Genomic DNA, 13,208 nt, shown 5'->3' on the forward strand with positions numbered 1-13,208 from the left:
CCGCTCGGGAAGTGAGCGGGCACGTGCAAGAAGAACCCGTACGTGTTAACTGGCAACCACTAGCTCTCTGTCGTTGCAGGCTGGTTATGGTGGCTACCAGGTTGGAAAAGTACGGAGTGGGCAAACTAGGCTGAAGTGCTAGCTGGCCGGTACAGAAGAAGGGTCTTCGGGCTCAAAGAAAGCCAACTGCGTGTGAAACACCTGAAGTTGCTCGGGCGTGGAAAATAAAAACCGGTACGCTTGTTTTCCTCCTTGCATTGTCCGGATGGGCTCCGTGTCAAAGCCGAAGATCTTTAGAATGCGTTGTACCAGCAGGGGCGTTTGTTTGGTGAGCTGAGAGTTTTTCAAATTCACCACCATCGTGTAATTCATGCCCTGACTTTCGGCCCAGGGCTTGAGGCCCCCGTGGGCAAACGCATTAAGCCGATGTTTGACATACCGAAGGCCGTCAGCATAGCTGACAATTAAGAGGGGGTCGGGGAAAGCCATTGCGGCCTGTGCGAAATCTGACATAGGTGTGAGTAGGCAAGTAGGGCATGGTGACAAGAGAGCTTATATGGATAATATACACAAAACTAGACAGAAGCATTACTGCTCTATAAAGTGCTGTCTATATAGTGTTGTGAACTTCTGTGTCTTAGCGGGTACTCTGTGGGCGTATGGGTAGGAGCACGAAGCTCCCAACCTCGGCGGAGCAGGCTCCCGAGTTCCCGTTTTTCAGGGCTGTGTACAAGTGCAGGCCCGGCCGCGGCACACGGTTTTCGGGCAGGAAAGCTGGGTGCGCCGCCGGCTTACCGGGCCCTGCTTGCTCCACCCCCTAACAGGCGAACAGCAGAAGCAGGCTAGGCGCTCTGTACTGGCCTGTTGCAGCCCGCCGGAGCATGGCCGAAGCGGCCCGCAAGCCTGGTAGCCTGCCGTTACCGGGCCCGATGAATAATGAACACGCTAAGCAGAATAATGCCCATGCCCAGCAAATGCCAGAGGTTGAAGCTCTCCCCATCGAGCAGGCCCCAACCCAGCGCCATGATGGGCACGAGGTACGTATTAGACGCCGCGAACAGAGCGGTAGAGCTTTGAATAAGCTTGTTGAACAGCACCATGGCCACAGCCGTGCTCATGGTAGCCAGTAGGGCAATGTAGCCGAAAGCCACCCACGCGCCGGGTGTGTGGGCCAGCTTGAACAAAAACTGGGTACCCACTAGTAGGTACGCCAGTGCCGGCCCCCCGATAAACAGCAGCAGCAGCCCCGTTACGGCCACCGAAGGGATGCCGTGCAAGCGGTTCTTTATCACGTTCACGCTCACGCCGTAGCCTAGGGTAGCCAGCACGATATAGAGCCCGTACCAGGCATTGCTTTCCCCGGAAGGGGTAGCGTCGCCGCCGCTGCCGCCCAGCAGAATAAGCACAATGGTACCGACTAGTCCCAGCCCAATGCCGAGCGTGCGCAGGCCCGTGAGTTTTTGCCCAAAAAAAGCCGCTCCCACTACCAGCGTAAACACGGCCGTCAGGGCGTTGAGTACCCCGGCCAGCCCTGATGCCAGCCGGGTTTCGGCATAGGCAAACAGGAAGGCCGGGATGAGTGTGCCCACCACGCCGCTCAGCAGCAGCCACTTAAACCGGCTTCGCTCTACCTTGCCGATGTGCCGAAGCGCGAAGGGCAGCAGCAGCAATGCGGCCACGCTTACCCGGGTAGCGCCTAACTCCAGCGGCGAAAACACCAGCAACCCCTTTTTCATCAGAATAAATGACGTGCCCCAGATGCTGGCCAGCAGCAACAGCAGCCCCCAGGCTGAGGCCGGCGTATGATTCGGTGGGGAAGGCGCAGCGGGCGGTTGGGTAGGCGCAGCCGTAACGGCGGGGGCAGGACTGGAAGGCATGGAGTGGGCCGGGTAGGAAGAAAGAAAAAGAACGCCATGCCGAGGCGGCTCCTCGGCATGGCGTTTACGGGATACCGTTAAGACAGCTTATCCCACCAAAACTGGCTCGGCGGCAATAATTTCATCCATAATCGTATGGATTTCCTCGGGGTCATTGCTTTCCACCAGGCGGGTGCGCCACTGCCGGGCCCCTTCCAGCCCACGGAAATACTGGGCGTAGTGGCGGCGCATTTCAAAGATACCGGCTCGGGGGCCTTTCCACTCCAGACTTTTCTCGAAGTGCATGCGGCAGGCCTGCACCCGCTCCTCCACGGTGGGCGGGGGGAGCAGCTCCCCGGTGGCAGCGAAGTGCTTTACTTCCCGGAAAATCCAGGGGTAGCCAATAGCGGCGCGGCCAATCATCACCCCGTCCACGCCATAGCGGTTCTTGTACTCCACGGCTTTCTGGGGCGAGTCAATGTCGCCGTTGCCGAAAATGGGAATGTTGATGCGCGGGTTGTTCTTGATGCGGCCAATCAGCTCCCAGTCGGCCTCGCCTTTGTACATCTGCACGCGGGTACGGCCGTGAATAGTCAGGGCTTCAATGCCAATGTCCTGGAGGCGCTCAGCCACATCCTCTACATTCTTGGTGGAGTCGTCCCAGCCCAGGCGGGTTTTTACCGTCACGGGCAGGTGGGTGGCCTTCACCACGGCTTCGGTCATCTGCACCATCTTCGGAATGTCGCGCAGTAGGGCTGCGCCGGCGCCGCGGCAGGCTACCTGCTTCACAGGGCAGCCGTAGTTGATGTCGATAAGGTCAGGGCCGGCTTCGGTGCTGATGCGGGCGCACTCGCCCATCGTTTCCACGTCGGAGCCGAACAGCTGGATGCCGATGGGCCGTTCGTAGTCGAATACGTCGAGCTTCTGGCGGCTTTTGGCGGCGGCCCGGATCAGGCCCTCCGAGGAAATAAACTCCGTGTACATCAAATCAGCCCCGCCCTGCTTACACACGGCCCGGAACGGCGGGTCCGATACGTCCTCCATGGGCGCAAGCAACAGGGGAAAATCAGGAAGGGATATATTACGGATGTGTACCACGGCAGTCTTCTAGTATTTTGCGCAAATTTACGACTTAGTGCTTAGCCAGAGAGTATCCAGCCGTTGCTATTCCTGGCACCTACCTTCAGCACTACCCCTCACGCTCTAAGCACAGATTCCCCATGAAAGGTTTCGTCTCCAGCCGGTTGCATCCTCTGGCTAATCTGGGGTTGCTGGTCGTGCTCTTGTTGGCAGCTTTCTGCATTACCAGCTTCCTGGTTATGGTGTTCAACTACCTGTTTTTTGGGGTGGGCATGCAGGAAATGGGCAATGTTACGCAGCGCCCGGCCGACTACGCCAACGGGTGGGGTGTTTCTATGTTAAGCCAAGGGGTGCTGCTGCTGGGAGGCCTTGGGGGCGCGGCCCTGGCGCTGGCCGCCCTCACGGGCAACAAACTGGCGGATTACTTTCTGCCCCGGCGCCCGGTGCCGGCTGGTTGGCTGCTACTGGCGGGGCTGCTGATTATCGTGAGCCTGCCGGCCATGTCGGGTCTGATTGCCTGGAACGCCAGTCTGGACCTGCCCGAGTGGGCTCTGGATAAGGAGGAGCAGGCCAAAGCCATTCTGAAGGTGCTAACCAACTTTTCTTCGCCTCTGCGCTTTGTAGTGGCCCTGCTGGTCATGGCCGTGGTGCCGGCCGTGAGTGAGGAGCTGTTTTTCCGCGGCGTATTGCAGCGCAACCTGGTGCAGTGGGCCGGCCAGCACGCGGGCATCTGGCTGGCGGCAGCTATTTTCAGTGCCATTCACTTGCAGTTCCAGGGATTTATTCCCCGTTTTGTGTTGGGGCTAGTGTTGGGCTACCTCTACGAGTGGAGCGGTAACATTTTGGTGCCCATGACCGCGCACTTTACCCAGAACGCTTTTCAGCTGGTTCTGCTGTATGCCCAGCAGCGGCAATGGTCGGCCGCTGACTTCGACCCTGATTCTACGGAAGCTATGCCCTGGTATTGGGTGCTGCTCTCCCTTGTGGCCTGCACGGCCGGCATGTGGTACCTCTACCGCCAGATGCAGCAACCCCGCCCCGATGAGCTGCCGACCCAGCTGCGTACCCTGGGCGCTACCGGCGTAGCCGTGCAGAAAGCAGGGGCAACCACCACCACCGCCCGCACCCTCAGCCACGACGGCATAGATGCTACCCGCTCGGAGGGGTAGGCTTAGCCACAGCTCGTTTTTATCTTTTATAATTCCCCTCTCCCTTGTCTACCTCTCCCGCCCCCGCCCCGCCCGCCCCTGCTGAGCCTTCGGCTGGCAAGCCTCCGATGTCGAACCTGGCCCAGCGCATCATTTTCGGCGTCATTGGGGCCGTGCTGCTGCTGGGTAGCGTGTGGTACAGTGCATGGACGTTTGCCCTCTTCTTTGGGCTGGTGCAGATGCGCATGCTGTGGGAGTTTTACCGCATGATGCGGGAGGTAGGCTACAAGCCGGCGGCCATGCTAGGGGGCGGTATCAGCATACTGATTTTTGCCGGAGTGCTCGGCGTGGTTGTAGTAAACAATACGGTAGATTCTATCGGGGAAGGGATGCACCACGTGGTGGGCGACGCCCGCTCGGCTGGCATCATTCTGACGGGGGTTCTGCTGCTATTGCCCGTCATTCTGATTCTGCGCGAAATGGCCGCCTGGCCCCGGGAGCAACAGGATTTCTCGCCGTTTTCCAATGTGGGCGTAGCCCTGCTAGGCCTGCTCTACGTGAGCCTGCCCATGAGCTTGCTGAGCGTGCTGGCTTTCACGGATACGGGCTACGACTACCGCCGCATCTTCGCGCTGCTGCTGCTGGTGTGGTCCTCAGATATTGGGGCCTACGCGGCCGGCAAAACCTTTGGCCGGCACAAGCTGGCGCCCAAAATCTCGCCCGGCAAAACCTGGGAGGGCGCCATTGGGGGCTTCCTGCTGACGCTGGGCATGGGCTGGGCCCTGGGCTACATGCTACCCGAACTCTCCCTGACCTACCGCTTGGTAGTGGCCGGCGTAGTAGCCGTGTTCGGCCCCCTCGGCGACCTGGCCGAATCCATGCTCAAGCGCAGCGTCGACATTAAAGACTCCGGCCGCATTATGCCCGGTCACGGCGGCCTGCTGGACCGCTTCGATGCCTTTCTGTTTATTCTGCCGGTGCTGGCCTTGCTGCGGCTAGTGCTGGAATAACCTCCTAGCGGCAGGGTAGTAACTACTGCAGAAAAGCCGGCCCTTGCTGCCAAGGGCCGGCTTTTGCGCTGAAAAAATACAGGCTTGATTTTAGAAATACGCACAGGTATTGTGGCCAGACGCTGCAAACCTTATAGCAAGAATCTTTACCCGGTAGGAAGATGCACAGCTCCCGCTCGCAAGCAGCCACGTACCCCGGCAGCGCTTCCTCCCGTATGGCATAAACCTACTACCTTTGACCACCCAAATTTTTCCCGTGCGCGACTCTAGCTCCCACCGCTTAGTCGCCAAGTAATTTTCTCACCCACCCCAACCCCAACCCCGTATGGCTGCCACCACGGTGTACAAAGAGCCGGCACCCCGCGTCGATGCCGAAAATCCCCTGGAATCCATGATGTCGCGTTTCAACGTGGCCACGGAAATTCTGGGCCTCGACGACGAAACCTACAACGTACTCAAAGCGCCCGACAAGCAGATCATCGTCCATATCCCCGTGACAATGGACAACGGCAAGGTGCGCGTGTTTGAAGGCTACCGCGTGGTGCACAACACCATCCTGGGGCCTTCTAAAGGCGGTATTCGCTATGATAAGAACGTGCACCTGGATGAGGTGAAGGCCCTGGCCGCCTGGATGACCTGGAAGTGTGCCGTGGTAGATATCCCGTACGGTGGGGCCAAGGGCGGCATCATCTGCGACCCGACCACCATGAGCGCCGGCGAAATTGAGCGCCTGACCCGGGGCTACACCCTGGCCATGAAGGATGTGTTTGGCCCCGACCGCGACATTCCGGCTCCCGACATGGGCACCGGCCCGCGTGAAATGGCCTGGCTCATGGATGAGTTCAGCAAGACGGTAGGTGCTACCTCGCCGGCCGTAGTGACCGGTAAGCCCCTGGTAATGGGCGGCTCCTTGGGCCGCACCGAGGCTACCGGCCGTGGGGTAATGGTATCGGCCCTGGCCGCCATGAAAAAGCTGAACATGGACCCTACCCAGGCTTCGGCTGTGGTGCAGGGCTTCGGCAACGTGGGCTCCTGGGCCGCCAAGCTGCTCAGCGAGAAGGGCGTAAAAATTAAAGGCGTTTCCGACGTAAGCGGCGCTTACTGGAACGAGAATGGCATCAACATCGATGAGGCCGTGGCGTACAAGAACGCTCACAAAGGCCGTCTTGATGGCTTCACCGGCGCTACCTTGATGGACAACGCCGACGACCTGCTGCTGGCCGATGTGGACCTGCTGGTGCCCGCCGCCGTGGAAGACGTCATTACCGAGCACAACGCCCACGAAATCAAAGCCAAGCTGATTGTGGAGGGTGCCAACGGTCCGACCTCGGCTTCCGCTGACCCCATTATCAACGAGAAAGGTATAATGGTAGTGCCCGATATTCTGGCCAACTCGGGCGGCGTAACCGTGTCTTACTTCGAGTGGGTGCAGAACCGCCAGGGCTTCAAGTGGAGCGAGGATATGGTGACCGAGCGCGCCGACCGCATCATGACGGAAGCCTTCGAGAAGGTGTATGCTACCTCCCAGAAGTATAACATCCCGATGCGTATTGCTGCCTACGTGGTAGCCATTGATAAGGTAGCCCAGACCTACAAGTTCCGCGGCGGCTTCTAAAGGGCCAGCGCCGGGCGAAGCCCTGCGCTAAAAATAGTGCGCGGGGCGCTAACCCAACAGGTGGTGCATTGCGTATTCGGGTGATATGCCCGGCCCTACTATATTTGTTCGCAGATAGCCCGAGCCGGTGGTTCGGGCTATCTTTGTGTAGTTTGGGTGGCAACGGTTTTCGCGCCGGAATTGTTAGACCCGTAGTTATTTTGGAAAAGCGCCTGACTCAGCACCCGAAGTCGAATCAGCGCAAATCAGCGATTCATGAAGATCCACAAAGAAGGACGACGTATTCTGTTCTTTACCCTGCTGGCCCTGCTGGCCGTGAACCTGCTGCTGTTTCGCTATAATGCCGAAAACGACGGTTTCAATAAGGTTTTCGCCGGTATCTCGGTGCTTGTTTTCCTGACGCTGCTGCAGTTTTTTCGTAGCCCTGCCCGGCGCTTATTTACGCACGAGGACCTAGTTATTGCCCCGGCCGACGGAAAGGTAGTGGTGATTGAGAATGTGCACGAGCCGGAGTATTTCGATGATGAGCGCAAGCAAATCAGCATCTTCATGTCGCCGATTAACGTGCACATCACCCGAAATCCCATTTCAGGCATTGTGCGCTACTTCAAGTACCATCCGGGCAACTACTTGGTAGCCTGGCACCCCAAAAGCAGCACCAAGAACGAGCGCACCACAGTAGTAGTGGAATCGGAAGCCGGTCCGTTTGTGCTCTTCCGCCAGATTGCCGGCGCCATGGCCCGCCGCATTGTGTGGTACGTGAACGAGGGCGACGAAGTAAGCCAAGGCGAGGAGTTCGGCTTTATCAAGTTCGGCTCGCGGGTGGATATTTTTGTGCCCCTGGACACGGAAGTGAAGGTACAGATTGGGGAGAAAGTGAAGGGCGGGCAGACTATCATTGCCCAGCTTAAAACGAATACTCCTTCGTTGTTCTAGAAAAGCATTCGGGGTTTAGCACCTGCATATACACCAACGCCCGGGGCGCTGCTTACTACTAAGCAGCGCCCCGGGCGTTTAGAAGGGAAGGCACGCTAGGGGCTAGCCCGCTACTGGTTCTGCGGGTGCGGCTGGCGCTTTCACAGCAACCGGCAACTGGTAGTGCAGCAGCGTAGTGCCATCGGGCCAGGTTTGGGTGCGTTGCAGCGAAAGAGCCCGGGGCCGGGGCTGCTCCCGCCACAGCGGTATGCCCGAGCCCAGCAGCTGAGGCACAATAAACAGCATCAGCTCATCAATCAGGCCCGCGGCCAGCAGCGGGGCGGCCAAGGTGCTCCCGCCAATCAGCCAGATGGTGCTGCCCGCTTCCTGCTTGAGCTGCGTGACAAACCGGGCTGGATCTTCGGTTACGAAATGCACCGATGGGTGTACGGGCTCTGCGGGTGGTCGGTGGGTGAAGACGTAGTTGGTAAGAGTAGGGTAGGGCCACTCGCCAAAGGTGAGCACCTGCTCGTAGGTAGCCCGGCCAAGGAGGGTAGCATCGGCAGTAGCCAGGAAATCAGCGTAGCCGTAGTCTTCGCCGGGGGGTGGGGTCGGCAGCCATTCTACGGAGCCGTCGGGAGAGGCGATGTAGCCGTCGAGGCTAGTCGCAATGTACAATACTACTTTACGCATTGGGTGGAGGTGGAGTGGGTTCGGATTATGCGGAGTAAGTTAGGCGCTCCGGCGTTCCGAACCACTACTAGCTCCGCAGATTCTCCGGCATCTGCTCACCCCATGCCCTAGCTAGAACCAGCTGGCTACCACGGGCATCAGCTGCTCCAGGGCCTGCTGGTCGTCCTGGTCAAAGTCGTTAAGCCGGTCGCTGTCCACGTCCAGCACGGCCACTACCTGTCCGTCTTTGAGCACAGGCACCACAATTTCCGACTTGGAGTCGGAACTGCAGGCAATATGCCCAGGAAACTGCTCTACGTCGGGCACAAGGATGGTGGCCGCCTGCTCCCAGCTGGCTCCGCAGACGCCCTTACCCCGGCGGATGCGGGTGCAGGCAATGGGGCCCTGGAACGGCCCCAGCACCAGCTCGTTACTTTTTACCAGGTAGAAGCCTACCCAGAAAAAGCCAAACGCCTGCCGCAGCGCGGCCACCGTATTGGCCAGGTTCGCAACTAAGTCGGGCTCCCCAGTGGTCAGAGCCGTGATTTGGGGCAAGAGCTGGCGGTATTGCTCTGCCTTGCTCAGGGTAGTATCGAGGTGCAGTTCTTCGGCCATAGGGCAGGGGAAGTAAACGTCAGAGAAGGTAGTAAGCCTGACAAGCAACTAGGCGTGGGCTTGCTCAGCAACGCAAAGGTACGGCTAGCGCGCCGGTTGCTCATTACCGGGGCAGCTTCTGGGCGCAGGGCTACCGCTGATACACAAATACCTCATCCTCACCCAGCCCGAACCGTTCGCGCAGGCCGGTTAGACCCATGCGGGGCGCGGTTACTCCGCCATGCAGGCGACGGGGGCTGCGAATCACGCGCGCTTCGTCCCAGAGGCCGTCTTTTAACAGCGAGTTTAGCACTGTCGGGCCGCCTTCTACCAGCACAGATTGCACGTTTTGTTGCTGGAGGTAGTGCAAAATCTGCGGAAACAAGTCTTCGGCTTCCGACAGGGTAACGTAGGTCAGGCTGTCTTTCGAAGCCCGTTCCCGGTAGGTAAAGACCACCGTAGGCTGGCTGCCGTCGAACAGGTAATGAGTAGGAGGTAAGCTCAGGTTTTTGTCAATAACCAGGCGGATGGGATTGGAGCCGGGCCAGGCCCGCACATTCAGGCGCGGATTATCGTGCAGAGCGGTGCGCGTACCCACCAGAATGGCGTGCTCCTCGGCCCGCCACTGGTGCACGGCTACCCGGGCTAGCTCCCCGCTAATAGCTACGGGCTGAAAGTAAGGGCCGGCCAGGTAGCCATCGGCTGTTTCGGCCCATTTCAGAACCACGTACGGGCGCTGCTGCTCCTGCACTGTAAAGAAGCGACGGTTTAGCCAGCGCCCTTCGGCCTCCAGGAGCCCGGTTTCTACCCGGATGCCGGCCTCCTGCAGCTTCCGGATGCCCCCACCCGCCACCAGCGGATTGGGGTCGAGGTTGCAGATTACTACTTCCGCCACGCCTTTGGCAATCAGCAGATCGGCGCAGGGCGGAGTTTTGCCGAAGTGGGAGCAGGGCTCCAGGGTAACGTACACGCGGCTTTGCGCCAGCAGCTCCGGCTGCCTAACGGCCGCCACGGCATTGACCTCGGCGTGGGGGCCGCCGTAGCGCTGGTGCCAGCCCTCACCGATAACGCGGCCCTCGTGGGTGATAACGCAGCCCACCAGCGGATTCGGGCGGGCGTAGCCGGTTCCCAGGCGGGCCAGGTCGAGGGCGCGGCGCATCATGAGTTCATCAACAGCGGAGAAAGTAGGCATGGGTGGGGCTGGTGGAAAGGAGGTGGGATGGTGAAGATACAGCTCCTACCGAAACGGGCGCGCGAAGATACGGCCCGGGGCCGGCCGCAAATCCCGTACTTTTGCCGTATGCGCACGCCTACGCTTCGCCAGCTTACGGCCTCTTTAGCTACTGATCTTGCGGTTCTCTACCCCGCCCCGGAGGCGGAAGCTATAGCCGGGCAGGTGCTGGAGCACCTGCTAGACCTCACGCCCCTGCAACGCCGGATGCAGGCCAGTGAGGTAATACCCGCCCCAATGCTGGCCGCCCTGGAGCCCCTGCGGGCCCGACTCCTACGCCACGAGCCCCTGCAATACGTGCTGGGCATAGCTTTCTTTGCCGGCATGGAGTTGGAAGTAACGCCCGCTACCCTTATCCCCCGCCCCGAAACCGAAGAATTAGTAGCCCTGATAAGCCGGGAGCAGGCTACGCGCCCGCAGTTGCGCGTGCTGGATGTTGGTACTGGCTCCGGGTGCATTCCGCTGGCCCTGAGCCGGCAGTTGGCAGTACCCCACCTGACGGCCATTGATGTTTCCGCCCAGGCCCTGGACGTAGCCCGCCGCAATGCCCTTACCTACCAAGTACCCATCGACTTTCAGCAGGTAGATATCCTGCAAAGCACCCCCCGGCTGGCTGGCCCGCTTGATGTGCTGGTAAGCAACCCGCCGTACGTACTGGAGCAGGAGCGCCCCTTGATGCGACCCAATGTGCTCGACTACGAGCCCGCCACGGCTCTGTTCGTGCCCAACGAGGACCCTTTGCTCTTCTACCGTCGGATTGCGGATCTGGGGCGCGGGTGGCTGCGCGCGGGCGGGGCCGTATACTTTGAAATCAATGAGCAGTTTGCCACCGAAACAGTTGCCATGCTGACGAACTTCGGGTACCATAAAGCCCAGGCTCTGCCTGATTTGTTTGGCAAAGCCCGGCTGGTGCGGGCTACCTGGCCGGGCAGTGGCGCGTAACATCACAAAACGATAATCAGGCAGGGAGTGGAGCACGGGGTGGAAGTGCCGCAATAAATTCTCAACAGACTTCTAAAACTGCTACCTTTGCCGGCTGAAATTCTGCTTACCAACTCTTTCGGCATGCCCGACACCTCCGGCTACTATGCGCACTCCACTGCCGTCCTGGACGAAGGCTGCCGCATTGGGGAAGGGTGCCGCATCTGGCACTTCTGCCACGTAAGCTCCGGCGCCGAGCTGGGAGCGGGTTGCTCGCTGGGGCAGAACGTGTTCGTGGCGGAGGGGGTAACTCTGGGCCGCAATGTAAAAGTGCAGAACAACGTGAGCCTGTACGCGGGAGTAGAGTGCGCCGACGACGTGTTCATTGGCCCGTCGGCAGTGTTTACCAACGTGCTGAATCCGCGCTCGGCCGTGCCACGCCGGGGTAAGGAGTATTACCAGCCCACCCGGCTGGCCCAGGGCGTTAGCATTGGGGCCAACAGCACCATTGTGTGCGGCGTCAGCCTCGGGGAGTACGCTTTCGTGGGGGCCGGCTCCGTAGTAACCCGTGATGTACCTGCCTATGCTCTGGTATACGGCAACCCGGCCCGCCCGCGTGGCTGGATGAGTACCCACGGACACCGCTTGGTATTTGACGAGGCTGGCCGCGCTACCTGCCCCGAAAGTCAGCAGCAGTATCAGTTAACCGATGGGCAGGTTTTTCGTATCAGCCCCGGCTAGCGCAGCGCCCAGTTTCAGTTTTTTAGCTTTTCGTAAGCCCCGACTCCAACGTCTTTACGTCCTAAATTTCCTATCGTGTACGAGCAACTTCTCCAGAAACAGGCCAAGCTGGCTGTCATCGGCCTCGGCTACGTAGGCTTGCCTATTGCCCTTGAATTCGCCCGCAAAATTCAGGTTATCGGCTTCGATATCAATGCTAAACGCGTTGAAATGATGCGCAATAACATTGACCCGAGCGGGGAGCTGGATGCCAAGGACTTTGAAGGCTGCGACATTGAGTTCACTGACTCGCTGGACGTGCTGCGGCAGGCTACCTTCTTCATTGTGGCCGTGCCCACGCCCATTGATGAGCATGCGCAGCCTGATCTGAAGCCGCTGCTCGGAGCGTCCTCTTCAGTCGGGAAAGTGCTCAAGAAGGGCGACTACGTGGTGTTTGAAAGCACCGTGTACCCCGGCTGCACCGAAGAAGACTGCATTCCGGTAATGGAGCAGCTCTCGGGCCTGAAGTACCCGGCCGACTTCAAAGTAGGCTACTCGCCCGAGCGCATCAACCCCGGTGACAAAGAGCACACGCTGTCCAGCATTGTGAAGGTAGTAGCCGGCTGCGACGCTGAATCGTTGGAGGAAATTGCCAAAACCTACGAACTGGTGGTAAAGGCCGGCGTACACCGCGCCAGCAGTATTAAAGTAGCCGAGGCTGCCAAAATCATCGAAAACACTCAGCGCGACGTGAACATTGCGTTGATGAACGAGCTGTCGATGATTTTTGACCGCATGCACATTAATACCTACGAGGTGCTGGAAGCCGCCGGCACGAAGTGGAACTTCCTGAAGTTCTCGCCCGGCCTGGTAGGCGGCCACTGCATCGGCGTGGACCCGTACTACCTGACCTACAAGGCGAAGGAGCTAGGCTACGACGCCAAGGTTATCCTCTCGGGCCGCACGACCAACGACAACATGGGGGCGTACATCGCACGCAAAACGGTGCAAACCATGATTAAGCAAGGGAAGGACGTGGCCAAAAGCCGGGTGCTGGTAATGGGCGCTACCTTCAAGGAAAATGTGGAAGACATCCGCAACTCCAAAGTAGCCGACGTTATTCAGGAGTTGAAAAACTTCTCCGTAAACGTTGACATTGTGGACCCGCACGCTGATTCCGACGAGCTGCACCACGAGTATGGCTTCCGGCTCACGCCCGAGAGTGAAGTTCGCAACGACTACGATGGTATCATCGTGGCTGTAAGCCACCAGCCCTATACGCAGCTGGACGAAGCCTATTTCAAGAGCCTCACCAACCAGCCAGCCGTGCTAGTTGACATCAAGGGATTGTTCCGCGACAAGATTCAGGACCTCGCCTACTGGAGCCTGTAGTGGTGAAATTGTGAAGTGTGAGTAGGGAAGTTATCGGGCTACCGTGCCAGCAAA

At 59.2% G+C, this 13,208-nt stretch carries 13 protein-coding genes; 7 read left to right on the plus strand and 6 right to left on the minus strand.

What is annotated here, in order from left to right; all coding sequences use genetic code 11:
• Positions 1-138: 138 nt before the first annotated feature.
• The 3 genes from K3G63_RS18885 to dusB all read right to left on the minus strand — a co-directional run bounded on the left by K3G63_RS18885 (position 139) and on the right by dusB (position 2,954).
• Positions 139-513: a hypothetical protein gene (locus tag K3G63_RS18885; protein WP_220615696.1), complete on the minus strand. Its 375-nt coding sequence runs from the start codon at positions 511-513 to the stop codon at positions 139-141.
• Between the two features lie 404 nt (positions 514-917).
• Entirely contained in the window at positions 918-1,877 is a 960-nt protein-coding gene (locus K3G63_RS18890; RefSeq protein ID WP_220615697.1) for a DMT family transporter, read from the minus strand.
• An 87-nt stretch (positions 1,878-1,964) separates the two neighbouring features.
• Positions 1,965-2,954: a tRNA dihydrouridine synthase DusB gene (gene dusB, locus K3G63_RS18895; RefSeq protein WP_220615698.1), complete on the minus strand. Its 990-nt coding sequence runs from the start codon at positions 2,952-2,954 to the stop codon at positions 1,965-1,967.
• A gap of 122 nt (positions 2,955-3,076) precedes the next feature.
• Here dusB and K3G63_RS18900 point away from each other — a divergent pair, with 122 nt between their 5' ends.
• From K3G63_RS18900 to K3G63_RS18915, 4 genes are all read left to right on the plus strand, one after another.
• Positions 3,077-4,105, plus strand: coding sequence for a CPBP family intramembrane glutamic endopeptidase (locus K3G63_RS18900; protein ID WP_220615699.1), 1,029 nt, complete (start codon positions 3,077-3,079; stop codon positions 4,103-4,105).
• Positions 4,106-4,149: 44 nt separating this feature from the next.
• Positions 4,150-5,094 (plus strand): phosphatidate cytidylyltransferase, encoded by a 945-nt coding sequence (locus tag K3G63_RS18905; protein WP_220615700.1) that lies wholly within the window; start codon positions 4,150-4,152, stop codon positions 5,092-5,094.
• A 325-nt stretch (positions 5,095-5,419) separates the two neighbouring features.
• Positions 5,420-6,709 carry a Glu/Leu/Phe/Val dehydrogenase gene (locus K3G63_RS18910; RefSeq protein ID WP_220615701.1) on the plus strand — a complete coding sequence of 430 codons (1,290 nt, stop codon included), beginning with the start codon at positions 5,420-5,422 and terminating at the stop codon, positions 6,707-6,709.
• 255 nt (positions 6,710-6,964) lie between these two features.
• Positions 6,965-7,645 carry a phosphatidylserine decarboxylase family protein gene (locus K3G63_RS18915; protein ID WP_220615702.1) on the plus strand — a complete coding sequence of 227 codons (681 nt, stop codon included), beginning with the start codon at positions 6,965-6,967 and terminating at the stop codon, positions 7,643-7,645.
• Positions 7,646-7,747: 102 nt separating this feature from the next.
• Here K3G63_RS18915 and K3G63_RS18920 read toward each other — a convergent pair whose 3' ends face one another.
• The 3 genes from K3G63_RS18920 to ribD all read right to left on the minus strand — a co-directional run bounded on the left by K3G63_RS18920 (position 7,748) and on the right by ribD (position 10,082).
• Positions 7,748-8,317, minus strand: a complete 570-nt coding sequence (locus K3G63_RS18920) for a dihydrofolate reductase family protein (protein ID WP_220615703.1) — start codon at positions 8,315-8,317, stop codon at positions 7,748-7,750.
• A 111-nt stretch (positions 8,318-8,428) separates the two neighbouring features.
• The gene (locus tag K3G63_RS18925; protein ID WP_220615704.1) at positions 8,429-8,911 is read right to left on the minus strand and encodes a GAF domain-containing protein; all 483 of its coding nucleotides are present in this window, start codon (positions 8,909-8,911) and stop codon (positions 8,429-8,431) included.
• A gap of 130 nt (positions 8,912-9,041) precedes the next feature.
• Positions 9,042-10,082 carry a bifunctional diaminohydroxyphosphoribosylaminopyrimidine deaminase/5-amino-6-(5-phosphoribosylamino)uracil reductase RibD gene (gene ribD, locus K3G63_RS18930; RefSeq protein ID WP_220615705.1) on the minus strand — a complete coding sequence of 347 codons (1,041 nt, stop codon included), beginning with the start codon at positions 10,080-10,082 and terminating at the stop codon, positions 9,042-9,044.
• A 108-nt stretch (positions 10,083-10,190) separates the two neighbouring features.
• On the opposite strand from ribD, the gene prmC reads away from it, so the two are divergent.
• The 3 genes from prmC (at position 10,191) to K3G63_RS18945 (ending at position 13,154) form a co-directional block, all read left to right on the plus strand.
• Positions 10,191-11,063: a peptide chain release factor N(5)-glutamine methyltransferase gene (gene prmC, locus K3G63_RS18935; RefSeq protein ID WP_220615706.1), complete on the plus strand. Its 873-nt coding sequence runs from the start codon at positions 10,191-10,193 to the stop codon at positions 11,061-11,063.
• A gap of 123 nt (positions 11,064-11,186) precedes the next feature.
• A complete protein-coding gene (locus K3G63_RS18940; protein ID WP_220615707.1) occupies positions 11,187-11,783 on the plus strand; it encodes an acyltransferase in 597 nt (198 codons plus the stop codon).
• Positions 11,784-11,858: 75 nt separating this feature from the next.
• Complete coding sequence (locus tag K3G63_RS18945) at positions 11,859-13,154, plus strand: nucleotide sugar dehydrogenase (RefSeq protein ID WP_220615708.1); 1,296 nt, start codon at positions 11,859-11,861, stop codon at positions 13,152-13,154.
• Positions 13,155-13,208 lie beyond the last annotated feature (54 nt).

Origin of the sequence: Hymenobacter sp. HSC-4F20 (assembly GCF_019599275.1) — a bacterium.
GTDB lineage: Bacteria > Bacteroidota > Bacteroidia > Cytophagales > Hymenobacteraceae > Hymenobacter.